This window comes from Stenotrophomonas sp. PS02297, assembly GCF_029959705.1.
GTDB lineage: Bacteria > Pseudomonadota > Gammaproteobacteria > Xanthomonadales > Xanthomonadaceae > Stenotrophomonas > Stenotrophomonas nitritireducens.
Genome location: NZ_JASCOS010000026.1, coordinates 1 through 16,496 on the forward strand (window position 1 = coordinate 1; position 16,496 = coordinate 16,496).

General features: G+C 62.6%; 16 protein-coding genes and 1 riboswitch. Of the genes, 5 read left to right on the top strand and 11 right to left on the bottom strand.

The window, feature by feature from the left end; translation table 11 throughout:
* The first annotated feature begins 353 nt into the window (after positions 1–353).
* The 3 genes from aceE (at position 354) to QMX80_RS07745 (ending at position 4,520) form a co-directional block, all read left to right on the top strand.
* Positions 354–3,041 (top strand): pyruvate dehydrogenase (acetyl-transferring), homodimeric type, encoded by a 2,688-nt coding sequence (gene aceE, locus QMX80_RS07735; RefSeq protein ID WP_282276294.1) that lies wholly within the window; start codon positions 354–356, stop codon positions 3,039–3,041.
* A 107-nt stretch (positions 3,042–3,148) separates the two neighbouring features.
* Positions 3,149–3,451, top strand: a complete 303-nt coding sequence (locus QMX80_RS07740; protein ID WP_282276295.1) for a hypothetical protein — start codon at positions 3,149–3,151, stop codon at positions 3,449–3,451.
* Entirely contained in the window at positions 3,438–4,520 is a 1,083-nt protein-coding gene (locus QMX80_RS07745; RefSeq protein ID WP_282276297.1) for an ImmA/IrrE family metallo-endopeptidase, read from the top strand. The genes QMX80_RS07740 and QMX80_RS07745 overlap by 14 nt, the downstream gene beginning before the upstream one ends.
* Here QMX80_RS07745 and QMX80_RS07750 read toward each other — a convergent pair.
* Together QMX80_RS07750 and QMX80_RS07755 are read right to left on the bottom strand one after the other, a co-directional pair.
* Positions 4,501–5,427 (bottom strand): hypothetical protein, encoded by a 927-nt coding sequence (locus QMX80_RS07750; protein WP_282276299.1) that lies wholly within the window; start codon positions 5,425–5,427, stop codon positions 4,501–4,503. The two genes, QMX80_RS07745 and QMX80_RS07750, sit on opposite strands and share 20 nt — an antisense overlap.
* 9 nt (positions 5,428–5,436) lie before the next feature.
* Positions 5,437–6,393 (bottom strand): thymidylate synthase, encoded by a 957-nt coding sequence (locus QMX80_RS07755; protein ID WP_282276339.1) that lies wholly within the window; start codon positions 6,391–6,393, stop codon positions 5,437–5,439.
* A gap of 500 nt (positions 6,394–6,893) precedes the next feature.
* On the opposite strand from QMX80_RS07755, the gene QMX80_RS07760 reads away from it, so the two are divergent.
* Complete coding sequence (locus tag QMX80_RS07760; RefSeq protein ID WP_282276300.1) at positions 6,894–7,166, top strand: hypothetical protein; 273 nt, start codon at positions 6,894–6,896, stop codon at positions 7,164–7,166.
* Entirely contained in the window at positions 7,163–7,519 is a 357-nt protein-coding gene (locus QMX80_RS07765) for a SymE family type I addiction module toxin (RefSeq protein WP_282276301.1), read from the top strand. The genes QMX80_RS07760 and QMX80_RS07765 overlap by 4 nt, the downstream gene beginning before the upstream one ends.
* Positions 7,520–7,540: 21 nt before the next feature.
* On the opposite strand, the gene QMX80_RS07770 is transcribed toward QMX80_RS07765, so the two are convergent.
* The 9 genes from QMX80_RS07770 to QMX80_RS07810 form a co-directional block, all read right to left on the bottom strand.
* Complete coding sequence (locus tag QMX80_RS07770; protein WP_282276302.1) at positions 7,541–8,527, bottom strand: hypothetical protein; 987 nt, start codon at positions 8,525–8,527, stop codon at positions 7,541–7,543.
* Between the two features lie 116 nt (positions 8,528–8,643).
* Positions 8,644–9,555 carry an HNH endonuclease gene (locus QMX80_RS07775; RefSeq protein ID WP_282276303.1) on the bottom strand — a complete coding sequence of 304 codons (912 nt, stop codon included), beginning with the start codon at positions 9,553–9,555 and terminating at the stop codon, positions 8,644–8,646.
* 55 nt (positions 9,556–9,610) lie between these two features.
* Positions 9,611–10,072 carry a hypothetical protein gene (locus tag QMX80_RS07780; protein ID WP_282276304.1) on the bottom strand — a complete coding sequence of 154 codons (462 nt, stop codon included), beginning with the start codon at positions 10,070–10,072 and terminating at the stop codon, positions 9,611–9,613.
* A 54-nt stretch (positions 10,073–10,126) separates the two neighbouring features.
* The gene (locus tag QMX80_RS07785) at positions 10,127–10,858 is read right to left on the bottom strand and encodes a hypothetical protein (protein ID WP_282276306.1); all 732 of its coding nucleotides are present in this window, start codon (positions 10,856–10,858) and stop codon (positions 10,127–10,129) included.
* 515 nt (positions 10,859–11,373) lie between these two features.
* Positions 11,374–11,655 (bottom strand): hypothetical protein, encoded by a 282-nt coding sequence (locus QMX80_RS07790; RefSeq protein ID WP_282276307.1) that lies wholly within the window; start codon positions 11,653–11,655, stop codon positions 11,374–11,376.
* Between the two features lie 81 nt (positions 11,656–11,736).
* On the bottom strand, positions 11,737–12,303 hold the full coding sequence (gene pnuC / locus QMX80_RS07795) for a nicotinamide riboside transporter PnuC (protein WP_200911345.1): 567 nt from the start codon (positions 12,301–12,303) through the stop codon (positions 11,737–11,739).
* Positions 12,300–14,468: a TonB-dependent siderophore receptor gene (locus tag QMX80_RS07800; RefSeq protein WP_282276310.1), complete on the bottom strand. Its 2,169-nt coding sequence runs from the start codon at positions 14,466–14,468 to the stop codon at positions 12,300–12,302. The genes pnuC and QMX80_RS07800 overlap by 4 nt, the downstream gene beginning before the upstream one ends.
* A 69-nt stretch (positions 14,469–14,537) precedes the next feature.
* A riboswitch (TPP riboswitch) is annotated at positions 14,538–14,634 on the bottom strand.
* A 42-nt stretch (positions 14,635–14,676) separates the two neighbouring features.
* Entirely contained in the window at positions 14,677–15,801 is a 1,125-nt protein-coding gene (locus QMX80_RS07805) for a phosphotransferase (protein ID WP_282276312.1), read from the bottom strand.
* A gap of 191 nt (positions 15,802–15,992) precedes the next feature.
* Positions 15,993–16,277: a helix-turn-helix transcriptional regulator gene (locus tag QMX80_RS07810; RefSeq protein WP_055766165.1), complete on the bottom strand. Its 285-nt coding sequence runs from the start codon at positions 16,275–16,277 to the stop codon at positions 15,993–15,995.
* Positions 16,278–16,496 lie beyond the last annotated feature (219 nt).

The window sequence follows — 16,496 nt, forward strand, 5'->3', positions numbered from 1 at the left end:
TCGCCCGGCGGGGCTTACCCGGTGAAGCTCCAGCGGGGCGTTGCCCCGCTCTACAGGGAACACGGTGTTCTGTAGCGCCGGGCATCGCCCGGCGGGGCCTTCGCAGGTAATGCCCCAGCGGGGCGTTGCCCCGCTCTACGGGTGGGAGCGGAACGCAGGCGGGCAGGGTGTCGTGCCTGTCCGTCGCTGTCCCGCCGGCGGCCATCTGCCTGTCGCTTCCTGTCCGCCAGACACCGCGATCCGCAAGGCCATACGCAGCCGTAGCCAGCTTTGAGGGCGGGCGGGTGCGCTACACTTTGCGGTTCAAAACTACTGAACAAGCGCGCGCGTGCGTGCCGTAACTGGGAGCGCCAATGAACTGGTTGAATGAAGTGCTGAACAACGACCCGAACCCCCTGGAAACCCAGGAGTGGATCGAGTCGTTGAAGGCCGTTATCGATGTCGAGGGCCCCGAGCGCGCGCATCAGTTGCTGGAAGGCATGGTTGAGCTGACCCGTCGTTCGGGCGCGTTCCTGCCGTTCTCCCCCACCACCGAATACGTCAACACCATCGAGCCGCAGCTGGAGGCCAAGAGCCCCGGCAACGCCGAGCTGGAATGGCGCATCCGCTCCATCATCCGCTGGAACGCGATGGCCACCGTGGTGCGCGCCAACCGCAAGCCGGGCGACCTGGGCGGCCACATCGCCTCCTTCGCCTCCGGCGCCACGCTCTATGACGTGGGCTTCAACCACTTCTGGCGCGCCCCCAGCGAGAGCCACCCGGGCGACCTGCTGTTCATCCAGGGCCACAGCGCCCCGGGCATCTACTCGCGCGCCTTCCTGGAAGGCCGCATCGACGAGCAGCAGCTGGACAAGTTCCGCATGGAAGTGGACGGCGGCGGCCTGTCGTCCTACCCGCACCCGTGGCTGATGCCGGACTTCTGGCAGACCCCCACCGTGTCCATGGGCCTGGGCCCGCTGGCGGCCATCTACCAGGCGCAGTTCATGCGCTACCTGGAAAACCGCGGCCTCATCGAGAAGTCCGACCGCAAGGTGTGGTGCTTCATCGGCGACGGCGAGAGCGACGAGCCGGAAACCCTGGGCGCGATTGCACTTGCCGGCCGCGAAGGCCTGGACAACCTGATCTTCGTGGTCAACTGCAACCTGCAGCGCCTGGACGGCCCGGTGCGCGGCAACGGCAAGATCATCCAGGAACTGGAAGGCGTGTTCCGCGGCGGCGGCTGGAACGTCATCAAGCTGCTGTGGGGCTCCTACTGGGATCCGCTTCTGGCCAAGGACACCAACGGCGTCCTCAAGAAGCTGATGATGGAAACCGTCGACGGCGAATACCAGAACTGCAAGGCCTTCGGCGGCGCGTACACGCGCGAGCATTTCTTCGGCAAGTACCCGGAAACCGCCGCCATGGTGGCCAGCCTGTCCGACGACGACATCTGGCGCCTGAACCGCGGCGGCCATGACCCGCACAAGGTGTACGCCGCCTACCACCAGGCCGTGAACACCAAGGGCATGCCCACCGTCATCCTGGCCAAGACGGTCAAGGGCTACGGCATGGGCAGCGCCGGCGAGGCGCTCAACCCCACCCACCAGACCAAGAAGCTGGACGACGAAGCGGTGCGCCACTTCCGCGACCGCTTCAACATCCCGGTCACCGACGAACAGCTCAAGGACGGCCAGGTGCCGTTCTACCACCCGGGCCCGGATTCGCCGGAAGTGCAGTACCTGCAGGAGCGCCGCACCGCGCTCGGCGGCTACCTGCCGCAGCGCCGGCAGAAGGCCGACAAATCCTTCAACGCCCCCAAGCTCGAAACCTACGAGCGCCTGCTCAAGGATTCGGGCGAGCGCAGCTACTCCACCACCATGGCCTTCGTGCAGACGCTGAACATCAGCCTGCGCGACAAGGAGCTGGGCCCGCGCCTGGTGCCCATCGTCGCCGACGAAGCCCGCACCTTCGGCATGGAAGGCCTGTTCCGCCAGATCGGCATCTACGCCCCGTACGGCCAGAAGTACAAGCCGGTCGACGCCGACCAGCTCATGTACTACCGCGAAGACCAGAGCGGCCAGGTGCTGCAGCAGGGCATCAGCGAGCCGGGCGCCATCGCCTCGTGGATGGCCGCCGGCACCAGCTACTCGGTCAGCAACGTGCCGATGCTGCCGTTCTACATCTACTACTCGATGTTCGGCTTCCAGCGCGTGGGCGACCTGGCCTGGCAGGCGGCGGACATGCGTACCCGCGGCTTCCTGCTCGGCGGCACCGCCGGCCGCACCACGCTCAACGGCGAAGGCCTGCAGCACGAGGACGGCTTCAGCCACATGGTGGCCGGCGGCATTCCGAATGTGCGCAGCTACGACCCCACCTTCGGCTACGAAGTCACCGTGATCCTCCAGCATGGCACCAAGGCCATGATGGAAGACCAGATCGACGAGTACTACTACATCACCCTGATGAACGAAAACTACACCCACCCGGCCATGCCGGAAGGTGCAGCCGACGGCATCATCAAGGGCATGTACCTGCTCACCGACGCCGGCAAGCCCAAGAAGGGCGAACTGCGCGTGCAGCTGCTGGGCAGCGGCACCATCCTGCGCGAAGCCATCGCCGCGGCCGAACTGCTGGACAAGGACTTCGGCGTCACCGCCGACATCTGGTCCTGCCCCAGCTTCAACGAACTGCGCCGCGACGGCTTCGACGCCGAGCGCTGGAACCGCCTCCACCCGGAAGCCGAACAGCGCAAGCCCTACGTCACCCAACTGCTGGAAGGCCGCCAGGGCCCGGCCATCGCCGCAACTGACTACGTCCGCGCCTACGCCGACCAGGTCCGCGCCTTCGTGCCGATGACCTACTCGGTACTGGGCACTGACGGCTTCGGCCGCTCCGACACCCGCGCCAACCTGCGCCGCTTCTTCGAGGTGGACCGCTACTACATCGCCCACGCCGCCATCGCGGCGCTGGCGAAGGACGGCAAGATGACCGCGAAGGACGTGGCCCGGGCGATCAAGCAGTACAACATTGATCCGGAGAAGGCGAATCCTGTTGGGGTTTAAGTTCCTCTAAAGAAATGGCTCCCGACGTCGGGGGCCGTTTTTTTTATATGAATTTCCCGCGTTTTTTACACTATCTTCCATAAAGTGATTTAGAGCAGACTTCTGCCGTGCACTTAACTTTTGCAAATATGCAGGTGCGAGATTTGTGCGAGAAGGGGCAGGTTGCGGTCAGACGGCTTGGCTCTCCTGCGGCCGTGACGCTTAAGGGGTTTGTTGCTGACCTGGAAGCTGCTGATGGCTTTGAGGATCTGCCCTATGCATCTTATTCTAAAGATGATCATTTAGTAGTGTTTGAATTAGATAATGGTGTGGTTGTGGAGTGCTCCATGGATAAGGTGCGCATTGTTAGGGATGGGTCGCCTGTAGGTATTCGGCTTGATAACGTAAGGAAATCCGATGAAGCCTCTTGAGTGCTTTGATCCGGATTGGGTGTCTCCTCCAGGAGATACTATCCTGGCGCTGGGGGCGCGGCATGGCCTCAGTCGAAAGACGTTAGCGAAGTCACTTGAAATGGACTTCGCAGCGTTTGAAGAGCTACTAGAGGGGAGAAGACCGTTGGATGCTCCAATTGCGGAGCAGCTCGCATTAACACTGGGAGCCAGTAAATCTTTCTGGGTAAATCGCTACAGTCGCTATCAAGACTCTCTTTTGAGTGCAGCCCTGAAACTCCAGCGTGAAGTGAAATTTCCATTAGCGGATATGCGTAGGTTCGGCTGGATATCATCTGGCGGAACTGAGAGCGAGGCTATATTGGCCGCTGTAAATTTTATGGGTGTTAGATCTGTAGACGAATTTGAGTGCCAGTTTGGCAGGGTAGAGGAAGCCCTTGCTTTTAGGCGCTCTGCTAGCTTCGATATGGAAATTGGAGCAGTTTCTGCTTGGTATCGAGCGGCGAAAATTCAGGCTGAGTCTCTGGCGGTTGACCGCTGGAATCCTGAGGGCTTCAGTGCTTGCCTTTCCGAAGTTCGTCGCTTCAGCACACTCCATGATCCTGCGATTTTCATGCCAAAGATTAGAGGTGTTTTTTCTAGGTATGGAGTTGCTCTTTGCATCGTTCCCGCACCCGTAGGATGCCCTGTCAGCGGGATCGCAAGATTCGATGATGGGGTCGGATTGATTTCATTAAGCTCGCGACATTTAACTGATGACCATTTTTGGTTTTCTCTCTTCCATGAGGCGGCTCATCTTTTGCTTCATGGGGAGATGATATCGATTGAGGTGGAAAATGGGATTACTCCCAAGGAAGAGGTTGAGGCCAATAATTTCGCTGCTAAGGTAATTATTCCCCCTGAGCGCGAGGGTGATATTGATAATGTTTCGCTGAGTAAATTTGGTATCGCCAGGCTGGCTAAGAGCCTCGGCGTTTCGCCGGGCTTGATTGTTGGTCAGCTTCAATACAGAAAGAAAGTCCGATTTAATCAATTCAACTATTTGAAGACGCGATTTAAGTGGAGTGGGGTTAGCCTCGAAATGGCTTGAATTTTATAGGGCTTTTTTGCCAGTTGCATATGGAGTCTTCCATTACTTGCATGTTAAAGCCAAGGATTTTTCCGAGGTTTATCATCTTTCTTTCATATTCGGCAACGTTCCCGTTCGCGCCAAATAGTAGCCTTGCGCCGAGTAATGGGCCAGTAGCGCCATTTAGATAGGGTGATGGCGGTGTAATGGGCGAGATGCCGGTTTTCCCAATCATGGTTAAATAGTCGAATCGCCCGATGCGCCCAAAGCTGGCGACCACATGCATTGACCTATAAAGCTCATCAAACGCGCCCCCCCCGTCTCCCAGAGAATTTGCGAGAGTTTTTTCAAAAAGCAATTCATGGCCACCATTTGCCTGAATCCAGTCGACATAGGTGGTCACTGCATGTCCCGTTGCGTTTTGCTTCCAAGCATCAAGGGATGTGTATTTTCTATGATTCCCGAAGCTTCGCTTAACTCCGTCCCCTCCGCGTAAAGTGGCTTGGTTTTCATCTAGCCATTTCCGGAAATGATGTGGATCATGAGAGACGCGTGCCCATGTCCATTTCTTCTTGCCTAGAGCTCCATAGACGTCACGCGTCAGCCGCCATTTGGTTCTTAGGTTGTGCCCGAAGTGGGTTGAGAGAAATACAAGCCAAGACGCTTCATCAATGTCTCCTTGACGCCTATTAATTATGGCTGCTCGGATTGGGTCAAAGATAGTCGAATTAGGGTTGGCTCTTTCTGGGGAAAGTGGGCGCATTGCTGCCGTTTTCACGAAATCAATTCGCCGTTGGCTTTCGATTATCTGTAGGGCGATTGATTCAATGGCTCCTGCTTGCTCTAGGCCAGGCAGGTTTCCATTATGAGTCTCGGTATCTAGCTTTTTGTAGATAGCCTCGAAGCTGTTTTTATCTCTCTTGCGCATGGGATCGCTTTATTCTGGTGAGAGTTCAAGAAGGTTCTGAATTGACAAAGGATCTGGAGCTCTATTTTCCATAATTTTTCGAGCTCTCATCTCAATATACTGATGGTAGTGATCTGTGGTTAGGCGCTCTTTCATTCTATGGAGCCCCTTGCTGTCTTTCTTTCTAATATAATGGTAAGCTCTGAGAAGCGTTACAAAATCAGCCCAGTAATTTTCCATGTTTTTAGTACTTCCCGGAGTCTTGCCGGTTTCCCTAATATGGCGCTCAGCGTCAACAAGGGCTTGAATCCTTGGGAATGGATCTCCAATCGGCATGGCCGGCATAGCTACACGTCGCTGTAAGCCGTCGGCAATATAATCTTCGGCGTCTTTTACTTGCTGGCTATATAAATGAAGGCTGCCCACGAAGTGAATATACTTTCCTAATTCTAGTCCAAGGTGGCGGGCGGCAATTTCTTGGATCATTGTGAATGAGAAAATATCATGGGGGAGTCCGATGAGAGCATCGTTGGATCTCATTGATACAATGAGATCAAGCATGTTGTTTCTTGAAAAGAACTGTAGAGATATTGTGCAGGGAACCTCTTTAGGGTTCTGTAGATCCTCTGGCATAAATATCTGAAGAACAGCTCGCCTGCTGGTCTTTCTATTCTTCAGTAACGCAAGGATACGGTGTATTTGTTCTGATCTAAAGATTCTCTCGCCGTACGATCCTTTAATTGTCACTCCATCTGAGGATTCGTCGCGATACTTGGGTATGTAATACGATATGAAGTCGAGACTGTTGGAGCCCGACAAATACCATAGAAGTTCGCCTAGTCCACTAAAGAGCCGTCCCTGCCTTATGCCTCTTCCGAGGCGAGCCCTAGGATTGGTCAGAACTAGTGTTGATCCAAGGATCTCTCGAAACTCTCCACGTGTTGCTTGGACAATCGAGGTGGATTTATTGAGAAGCTTTGACAACACTCGATATTGAATGTCATCTACAGTTTCCGATACCAGTCGCAAGGCCCCCTCCTTGTTGTAGCTACCCCGTTTCCTTATGGGGCCGAGTGTAGTCCGAAGGTTGGCTGAAGTGTAGGACTAGTACGGAGATGAGGGTAAGAAGTATCCATTCCAGCTCAATCGCTACATGGATGATCTTCCATGTGACGAAGTGATGGCGAAGAGCAACTTTCATCTGGGACTGGTCAGGATCTAAGAGCTCTTGACATAGATTTCGACTGGAGCCACTCTGGTGACAAGGAGCGTCGAAACTCCGTACATAGCGGTACCCACCTCCGTCAAACCGGTGGGTTTTTTGTGCCTGATCTGGGGTACAAGCCGACGCAATGCCTGCGTCGGGAGGGCGGCTAATACAACACCCTTCGGGGAAATACGCCCGCCGACTATGTACGGTTTCGAACCTCCCGACATCCCGTCGCCTTCGGGCGGCGGTACTTGGCGTATTCCAGGAGGGCGTTGCCATGTACACCGCACCATCCCCACCGGCTCCCGTGCCGGGTTACCTGTTGCCCGAGGGCGCGCACGCCCTGCTGCTTGAAGTGGGCGACGTAATGCAGCGGCTGGCCGCACTGGTGGCCACCGAGCAGGGCAACCACGATCTCACCGCGCACCTGCTCTGCCAGCCCGGCGTGCTGGCGCAATGCCTGCGCAGCCTGTCCATGCGTATCAATTTCGCCCTGCGCGAATGCAGCTGCCCGGCCCAATCCGCCTGCGACGCTGAGGAGGCTCCATGAGCCGCCGCCGCGCCTCCGGTGCCTCAGCTGGCAAGCAGTCAGTCTGCTACTCGTGGCAAGCAACCGCACAAGCGCTCCTCGACGCCTTGCCGCCCCTGCCACCACCGGACCTCCAACCCGATCCGCTACCCACCCGCCCCGGCAGCCTGAGCGCACCCCGCCGCGCACGCCGGCCCCGCCAATGCACCGTCAGCTACACCCATTACGCCGGCGCCTACGACCACGGCGGCGACCAGGCCGTTCCGCATCTGCGGCTCAGCGGTCTATGGCTGGAACAACTTGGCTTTGCCATCGGCGCCAAGCTGCGCATCACTGCGCAGGAGGGGCGCTTGGTGATCGAGTCGCAGGTGTGAGCCTGTGAATCCGCATACTGCTCAGGGCAGTACGTAAAGCCTCTGCGCGGGATAGTCAGCCACCAGCCGCAAGCGGCCGAATGCGGAGCCGCCGATGGCCCCTTCGACCGGGGCGTCGGTCATCGACGACATGTATTCGGTGAAGTTGCGGTCCGGCCGGGCAGCGAACCAGGCCGGGCCCGTGTCCTTGCCGGCAATGCGCACGTTGGGTACCTGGATCATCGGCATGCCGTGGTCGCCCTTCACGGCGACAGGCCAGTCCGGATGCGCGTCGCGCCACTTGCGGTACTGGCGGGCTGTGATGAAGCTGCCCGCCACACGCGTGCCCTCGGCCTGGCCGAGCGCCTTTGCGCCATCGGGGCCCAGGGTTATCTGCGCACCGGTATCGAACAACATGTCGAGCTGTTCTCCATCAATCTCGATCTGCACGCGCGGCCAATACATGTTGCGCTCCGGCAACATGGTCATCGGTGTGCTGGGGGTTCCCTCCGGCGCGGACCAGCCCTGCAGCACGTGGAGCGAACGCGCGGGGTAATCGAATTCCCATACCCGCCAGGCGAACCAGCGGCTGCCAAGAAATCCTTCATCCAGCATGGGGCCTTCGCCGAAGCCCTCCGCCGGCACAACCGCCAGCTGGCCTTGCATGAATTGGTCCCGTTCGGGAGGGGGAATGGAGGCGTCGGGCACGAACTCCGGCCACCGCACGGTCTTGATGGGCGGTTGCCCCGGTTCCTCCACATCCGCCCCGGCGGCCAGGCCCAGGCGCTGCACGATGTCCTCACGGATGGCGTTCAGCCCGCCGCCGCTGTCGGTATAGAAAAGCACCGTGGCGCCATCGGCGAGCCGCGGCGCGACGAAGATGCGGTTGTTCTCGAACTGGGTGGGCAGCAGCGTGCGCACGGGTGTCTGCTGCACGGCAGTCTGCGGGGCGCCGGACGCCGGGGCCAACGGCGCAGTGGCGATCAGTATTGCGGCGGCAAGCGCGATGGAGCGCAGTGACAGCGTCATGCGATCAGCCTTCCTGTCAGCGTTGGATGCCCGATCGTGGCAAACCCCGTTGTGCGCTGTCCAAGGCCGAATGTCATGGGCCGATGGGCACAGTGCGGCAGCCGGCAGCGCGGTTATCAGGCTTTGAATCTTTCCCGGCGGTGCCACTGGAGATAGATGGGGTGGGGCCGCCATGCGGGATTGTCGGGAAGGATGAGCTTCCTTTCGTGGCGGATCAGCTTGTCCAGCCCGTCGGGCACGCCGTGCGGCGAGAGCAGGATGTCGTAGTCATCGGAGAAGCTCATCAGCCCGCGATCAAACAGCCAGTGCGCCGTTCCCGTTAGCGCAATGCCGTTACGCACGGTATCTGGCCCATCGTTCTCGACGGGGCGGATATGGGCGGCCTCCACTTCGGGGCGGCCGCCGCCGTTGATCAGGCGCAGGCCAGTGACCGCGCAGGTCTTGTCATAGGCGCTGCGCACGTGGTGCCTGAAGCGCGCATCGCGGAACTTCCGGTTGATGACGTGTTGGACTATGGCGCGGGGCACGTACTCTGGCGGCGCTTCTTCCGCCTGGCTCATGTCGAACATCGGCTCGTCCGGTGTGGGGGCCTCCCACGGTTCCAACTCGGTCGCGAACCCAGCCTGCACGATGGCGGCGAACTCGTTGAGTGGGATATTGCGCACCGACCGCCCGAACGCCCCCTTGTTGGTACTCCCGTCCTCCTTCTTGAGCATGGATTCGTAGTAGTGGCCGCCCTCCTTGAAAGGGACGGCACGGTCGAACTCCATGAACTCTGAGATTCGCGCGTAGTAGTGGTCCGCGGAGCGCGGATCCGCCTCAACGGCGGTGAGCCTTGCCATGGCGAAGTAGGCCTGGCGCCCCGTAGCGCTATGCGGCCCGGTGGTTCGGCGTGGCTCGTAATAGAGGACGAAGTCACCTACCGCGGCTTGCGCTTGCTTCAAATAGGTGGCCGGGAAGTGGTAGCGCTCTTCGATCTGATCGTCGTAGGCAGAGCTTTCGGATGTGGTGAGTACCGCGTTGGTCATGCCTGCCTCCAATCATCTGGCCCATTCAGGGTAGCAGGCAGGCGATGCGTCCTCATCAGTTGCAGCGGGCGCCATACGCCGGCCGGTTTCTGCTAGCGACAGCTTCGGCCTCGCTGGCATAGCGGCCTTGCTTGGTGGCGCCGTAGTAGCGCGTGCCGGGGCAGTGATAGACGTGCGAGCTGGTGTTGATCCAGACGCGCGTGGCGGCTGCCGGCGCAGCGGTCTTGGCCGGCGGCGTCAACTGTTGAATGACTTGTTGGCGGCCGGCGGCAGCCTCGCCGGGCGAGCAGGTGCGGCCATAGGCGGCGCGATACCCGTGCTGCGCGGCTTCGCGTTCTGACATGAAGCGGCCGCGTTTGGTGGCGCCGTAGTACTGCCCGCCGGGGCAGTGGTAGACGCCCGAGCTGGTGTTCACCCATACGTCGGCGGCTGCCGCCGGCAGTGCCCAGGCCAGCAGGAGCAGCAAGGCCAGCAATGGAGCAAGCCGTGATGTGGGGCGGTTCGTGGTGTCGGGCATGTCCTTGCCTGTCATCGCGAAGGGGCGGCTGGATGTCTGAAGCGCGGTTTGCGACTACTCGCCGTCCTGTGTATTGGCCTCGGCCAGGAGCAGTTCGTAGGCCTGCACCCGGACGCGAAGGTGGATCAAGTACCAGGAAAGCGCATAGGCGACGAGTATCCAGAGCGCGAGCGCGCCTTGCACGAAGGTGATGTTGGCAAATGCATTCCAGTTGTCCCAGCGCCAGTCCTTGAACTGCAGGTACAGCGCCACGAGCAGGGGCAGCACCCCCAGCCGGTCCATTCCACCGGTGAATAGGCCCAGACGCTCATGCATCGTGGTGCGCCGGTCGCGGATGTAGCGCAGGCGCAGGCGGCGCTGCTCCAGCGGAAAGGCACGTACCTGTTGGACCAGCTGCTGGTACCGGGTATACCCCTCTTCGATATGTCGCGCATGTTCCCTGCGAGCGTCGCGGAACTGGCGCCAATCCCGGCGTATCTGCAGGCATAGGGTTGTGCCAATGCCCAGGATTTCCAAGGCAAAGCCCGATAAGGTGACGATGACTCCGGCCTTCCCGGATAGAACATTGCCCAGCAACATGCCCAGCCCGGCGCCGATGATGCCAACGATCAGCGACCAGCGTTCCCATGGGCCGGCTTTGGTGCCGCCTGTTCGTGCGAGGTGGTCATCCAATGCCGCATTGAGCGCGGGGAAGCTGAGTTCTTGCAGGGCTGTTCCCGCATCAGCGGGAGGTGTCGCCGTCGCGGCGGGCGCATTGCTTGCTGCTGGGGCGGGAACGGTATCCATACGATTCCTGGGCATAGGCTGCCCCGACACCATGCCCGATTGCTACTGGTGGGTCGAGGTCTGCGCCAAGAACTGGACCCTCGCCGGCGGTTGCGTATGCGGCTGCCTCGGGTGGGCCGTTGCGGTTTGGGCGCGAACTTGTTTTTTACGCTTCCCGGTCAATCAACTCGGGATATGGCGCCTTGTAAGGGTATGTTTCGCAAGGAGTAAGCGGAGAGGCGCGCGGGTAGCTTCTTTCCGGTTCTGATGCAGAAAACATGCGGAGCTGCCGTCCTGGGGCGCCCCCCTGTTTCCCACCCGGTCGACGCGCGGCGGTGTGACGACGCGCACCCGATTGATGCCCGAGGTGCGCACGTAGCCATTCTGGAAACCCGACTCTGACCTTGGCTTCCCGATGAATGTTCAAAGAGCGCCTGCGCATGCCGATGACGATTGCGACACTGCGCGCAGTGCAGCCGCCAACATGGCGCGTGGCGTGTGAGCGGATACGTTCACTCTGCCCGCGGCTTTGGCTGCTAGAGGCGATCGACGAGTATCACCGGGGCCACCACGCAGACGAGGATCTGCAGCGCCAGATAACCGAAGAAGGCGACGATGCCGCCGAAGAAGGCCGCCACGATGGCGGTGACTACGCTGAAGATGATGCCGACGCCGATGCGGAACAGGGTCAGCCAGCCGCTGCCACCGCTCTTGCGGCCGCCATGTTCGGCGCGCAGGACAGCGAGGGTAAAGAGGATTGAAACCAGCACCATGATCCGTGCCGGGTTCACCAGCAGCCAAGCCCAGATTTCCTGCATATCGCCCTCCGGAAGAGGGCGATATTGCAGCAAGTCGCGTGGCGGTGGGCAAGCCGCAGTGCTGGATTGCGGCTTCGTGGATCAGGCGGCTTTTGCCGCCTTCTTCCAAGTCCGCAATCCTCCAGCGGCCAGCGCCACGAACACCAGGTACAGCGCTGCGGTGGCGTGCAGCGATTTCACCGCGTACATGCCCACGTAGACCACGTCCACCACGATCCACAGCCACCACGCGGCGGCGTGGCGGCGCGCCTGCCACCACTGTGCCACCAGGCTGAGCGCGGCGAGCAGGGCGTCCAGCCAGGGCAGGGCGGCGTCGGTCCAGGTGTGCATGGCCGCGCCCAGGGCGAGGCCGAAGGCCACGCCCATGGCCAGATCGCGCGCGCCGGCGTCGGTTGCCAGCGGCACGATGGCGACGCGGCCGTCGGGCTTGTCCTGGCGGTGCCAGTTGGCCCAGCCGTAGGCGAGGAATGCGGCGAAGGCGCCCTGCAGCAGCATGTCCGAGTACAGCCGCGCCTCGAAGAACACCAGCGCGTAGAGGCCGACGGAGAGCAGCCCCACCGGCCAGGCGAGCATGCGCCGCTGCGCCATCAGCCAGACGCCCAGGGCGCTGGCGATGACGGCCGACCATTCCAGGATCGCCGGGTTCATAGCGCGACGGTGACCGTCAGCCGTGCCTGGCGCGGGGCGCCGGGGAACAGGTAATAGTCGCCGGAGCTGCTGCCGGTGTCGCGCCAGTAGAAGCGGTTGAACAGGTTGTCCACCGACAGGTTCCAGTCCAGCGCATGCCCCCGCAGTTCATGCCGGAAGCGCAGGCCGGCATCCACCACGCTGTAGCCGGGCGCACGCACGCGGCCGTCGGCGGTGGCGACGTTGGAGGAGGCGTAGCGCCAGCCACCGGTGAGGCCCAGCCCGGCGACGAACGGCAACGCGTAGTCGGCGTGCACGCTGGCGCGGGTGGTCGGCACGTTGATCAGCGGGTGGCCTTCGTAGGCTGGCGTGCCGGTATTGCGCGCGCGCGCCTGCAGCACGCTGGCGCTGGCGGTGAGCTGCAGGTTGTCGCTTACGCGCCCGCGCGCGCTCAGTTCCAGCCCGGTGTGGGTCTGCTGGCCCTGCTGCACGAAGGTGTAGCCGTAGTCGCTGTCGTCCGGTTTTGCGTACTGGAACGGCCGGTTGATGCGGAACAGCGCCGCACCCAACGTCAGCGCATCGGACGGTGCGTATTTGGCGCCGACCTCGACCTGGCGCGACAGCACCGACGGCAGGAAGTTGCCGTCATTGCTGGTCCAGAACGGGGCCTCCTGGCCGAGCGCAATGCCGCGCACGTAGCTGGCGTACAGGTTGAGTTGCGCGTTGGCGCTCCAGATCAGCGCGGTCTGCGGCAGGAAGTGCGACACGCGGCTCTCGCGCTCGAGGTTGCCGCGCTTGTCCCAGGCGCGCTCGTCCAGGCGCACGAAACGGCCGCCGGCCAGCCACTGCCAATCGTTGGCGAAGCTCACCCGATCCAGCACGAACAGCGCCTTCTGGCGGCTGTCCAGGCGCCGCACGGACGGGCCGGGCTCGCGCGGCGAGGGCTCGAACTGCGGCACATCGCGGTCGTGGATGTTGCCGGTGCCAACGTACTCGTTGACGTTGCGGCGCTTGTCCACGCTGCGGCGGAAGTAATCCGCGCCGACCATCAGCTGGTGCTCGACCGCGCCGGTGGCGAAGCGGCCGCGCAGTTCGGCGCGCAGCTGCTGGTTGCGGCGGGTGTCGTCCGGGCTGCGGTAGTCGTAGATGTCGTAGTCGCCGTTGGGCGCGAAGTAGTTGCCCGGCACGCTGCCGTCGGCGCATTCGGCGGCGTAGTAGCAGCCGTAGGCGAAGGCGACGTTGTCGTCGATCACCGAGCGGCTGTGGCTGGCCGACACGCGCGACTGCCACGCCGGGCTGAAATCGTAGGTGTGCAGCGCGGTGAGGTTGGTGCTGTCGATGCCCACCGGCTTCTGCCAGTGCTGGTAGCCGAGCATCTGCTTGCGGTCCACGTTGCGCGGCAGCGCGGTGGCGCCCAGCAGTTGGTAGCCCGAGGCCGAGCGCTGCGCGCTGGTCTGGTAGTTGGCGTCCACTTCGAGCTTGCCGCGCTCGCCGATCAGCCAGTCGGTGGCCATCGCGTAGAAGTTGCGGCGGCCATCGGCATGGTCGATGTACGAGCTGCTGTCGTCCCACGCCGCGTTGAAGCGCACGCCGAAGCGCGGCGTCAGCCAGTGGCCGACATCGATGGCGGCATAGCGCGAACCTTCCGCGTCGGTGCCGAGGGTGACGGTGCGCACTTCGGCCGGGCGCTTGCCGACGTAGTTGATGACGCCGCCCGGGGCGATCACGCCAGCGGCCAGGCCGGCTTCGCCCTTGAGGATTTCCACCTGCTGCACGTTCTCCAGCGCCAGGCGCTGCTCGCCGGCGATGGTCAGGCCGTTGAAGCGGTAGCCGGTGGCGGTATCCAGCGCGAAGCCGCGGATGGCGATGTTCTGGTAGTAGCCCACCGGCGCGTAGCTGTCGCCCAGCGAGGCGTCGTTCGTGGCCAGTTCGGACAGCGTGCGCACGACGCGCTGGTCGAGCAGGCCGCGGTCGAGCACGCTGATCGAGGCCGGGGTGTTCTTCCAGTCGCCGGCGCCGAAGCTGTTGGACTGGGTGTCCTTGGCGCCGGGCTGCTTGGCCTGCACGCGCACGGTGGACAGCTCGGTGGGCGAGCGGTCGGCGGCGGTTTCCAGGGAGCTGGCGTGCAGCGGCAGGGCCGCGCTCAGCGCGGCGGTCAACAGCGAGATTCGGTGGCAGCGGTTCATTCGTTTCGTCATCAGCCGTGGGGGAGACGAAGCGAAGGCGCGCACGCGCGACCGGCCACGAAGGCGGTGTGCCTGCTGCTCAAAGCTCCCTACGCCGGTGCAAACCGGATCAGGTTCCAAGGGACTCTCTCAGCCTGGACAAGCCCAGGCACCCCCGCTTCAGGGGCGCATTGAACCACAAATGCCGTGCTTTGGCTTGCTGGCGGATTCAGGCGGCGGCGTGCAGCGCGGCCAGCAGCGCCTGGCCTTCGGTGCTGCGGAACCATTGCGCATGGCCGAGCAGGAACGGTTGCCAGGCCACGTCCGCGTTCGCGGTGGAGCCGGTGATGCCTTCGAAGTACTCCACTTCAGACAGCGCGAAGTCCAAGTGCACCACCGGCAGCAGGTCGGCAAGCAGGTGCACGCGCGCGGGCGACAGCGGCAGTACCTGCCGGTAGCCGTCGAGCAGGGCCAGCGCGATGTCGATGCGTACGGCCTGCGCACCGCGTTCCAGTTCCAGCCAGGCGACCGCGTTGCGTTCGATGGCGGTGGCCAGGTCGAGCAACGCGCTGGTGGGCGAGGCCAGGCCGAAGTCGAGCACCGTGCTCACCGCGCCATCGCGCCAGAGCAGGTTGGAGACGTGCCAGTCGTTGTGCGCCCACAGCCGTGGTTCGGCCTGCAGGCGTTCGGGCAGGCCCGCGTGCCATGGCAGCACGGTGCGGCGCAGCTGTTCTTCCCACGGAATGCGTGCCAGGTAGCGCGCAAGCCCGGGGCGGTTGCCCAGGTCGGCCTTGAGCGCGGCGATGGGGTCGTGGCTGCGGATCAGGTCGTCGCGCGCCACCAGCAGGTGGGTACCGCGCTGCGGTGCGAGGTAGCTGGCGGCGGCCTGGTGCAGGCGCGCCAGCATGCGCCCTGCATTGCATGCCTGGGCGACGTCGGTCAGCGGCGTCCACGACGCCGCATCGCGGTACAGGTCCTCGCCGATGCCGAGCGTGTGCAGCTCATAAGTCCAGCCTTCGTGCTCGACCGCGGTGAAGCCATCGCGATCGCGCAGCACCTGCACCACCGGTACGCCGGCGGCGGCCAGGTGCGCGATGAAGCGGTGTTCCTCGCCCAGCGTGGCCGCGTCGCGCACGCTGTGGTGGTGGCGCTTGACGAACAGGCGCCCCGCCGCGCCCTCGACGATGGCCGCCGCCGACATCGGCCGCGGGCTGTGCCACAGCGCGGTGTCCGCGCCTTCCAGCTGCGGGAAGCGCCCGCGCAGCCATGCGATCTCGCGCCCGTTGATGGCGGGCCAGTCGGCGGGTACTTCGTCGTTGGCCAGGCCCTGGACGCGGTGGGAGGAAGCGGTCATGGACGGAAGAGCGGGGAATGCGCGGGCGATGCGGGGGGCGACAGGGTAGCGCGCGGGGCGGCGTCGGGCGCGATGGCGCGCGGAACGTGCCTGTGCGTGGCGGAGGGGTTTGGGCTAGGGGAACTGCGCCATTCGATGTGGCGGTCTGACGCAAGCGGCTGTAGGAAAACTACGCGTCGCCGTGTCAGTGATCAGCTTTTGCGCTGCTTGCCGCGCCGGAAATTCTTGATCATCTCCGCCAGTTCATCGTCCTCGGCGAAGAAGTAGGCCACCGGCACGTCGAAGACATCGGCGATGCGCTGCAGGATCTGCAGATCGGGCTGGTGCACGCCGGTTTCATAGCGGTTGATGCGGGTGCTGGCGACGAAATCGTCCAGTCCGGCCTTGATGCCGAGATTGCGCTGCGAAATGCCATAGGTCTCCCGCGCTTCGCGCAGACGCACGCTGTAGACGGGGAGCTCTTTTTTCTCAGACAAGGCCGTGCGTGTCCCGGGCTTCGGTGGACAGAAGCTTCCGGAAGGGCGCTTGACACCGATACTACGTTAAACGTAGTGTGCGCACCGGGTTAATAAGTGAACGCATCGCGTGCATAAGCTCCAGCCCGTCGGGGGGGGGGGCGCGAGAGCGGCAAGGCAGGGCGGCGGCGCCGGGGTATCGCACAGGCCGCGCCCGGACGGGGCATCGGCAACACCACA

Bases quoted from the DNA above. Each gene is read 5' to 3' on its own strand.
- pnuC (WP_200911345.1), bottom strand. From the start codon at position 12,303: ATGAACCCGGCGATCCTGGAATGGTCGGCCGTCATCGCCAGCGCCCTG.
- QMX80_RS07750 (WP_282276299.1), bottom strand. From the start codon at position 5,427: ATGCGCAAGAGAGATAAAAACAGCTTCGAGGCTATCTACAAAAAGCTA.
- QMX80_RS07785 (WP_282276306.1), bottom strand. From the start codon at position 10,858: ATGGATACCGTTCCCGCCCCAGCAGCAAGCAATGCGCCCGCCGCGACG.
- QMX80_RS07780 (WP_282276304.1), bottom strand. From the start codon at position 10,072: ATGCCCGACACCACGAACCGCCCCACATCACGGCTTGCTCCATTGCTG.
- QMX80_RS07745 (WP_282276297.1), top strand. From the start codon at position 3,438: ATGAAGCCTCTTGAGTGCTTTGATCCGGATTGGGTGTCTCCTCCAGGA.
- QMX80_RS07765 (WP_282276301.1), top strand. From the start codon at position 7,163: ATGAGCCGCCGCCGCGCCTCCGGTGCCTCAGCTGGCAAGCAGTCAGTC.
- QMX80_RS07790 (WP_282276307.1), bottom strand. From the start codon at position 11,655: ATGCAGGAAATCTGGGCTTGGCTGCTGGTGAACCCGGCACGGATCATG.
- QMX80_RS07805 (WP_282276312.1), bottom strand. From the start codon at position 15,801: ATGACCGCTTCCTCCCACCGCGTCCAGGGCCTGGCCAACGACGAAGTA.
- QMX80_RS07760 (WP_282276300.1), top strand. From the start codon at position 6,894: ATGTACACCGCACCATCCCCACCGGCTCCCGTGCCGGGTTACCTGTTG.
- QMX80_RS07800 (WP_282276310.1), bottom strand. From the start codon at position 14,468: ATGAACCGCTGCCACCGAATCTCGCTGTTGACCGCCGCGCTGAGCGCG.
- QMX80_RS07770 (WP_282276302.1), bottom strand. From the start codon at position 8,527: ATGACGCTGTCACTGCGCTCCATCGCGCTTGCCGCCGCAATACTGATC.
- QMX80_RS07775 (WP_282276303.1), bottom strand. From the start codon at position 9,555: ATGACCAACGCGGTACTCACCACATCCGAAAGCTCTGCCTACGACGAT.
- aceE (WP_282276294.1), top strand. From the start codon at position 354: ATGAACTGGTTGAATGAAGTGCTGAACAACGACCCGAACCCCCTGGAA.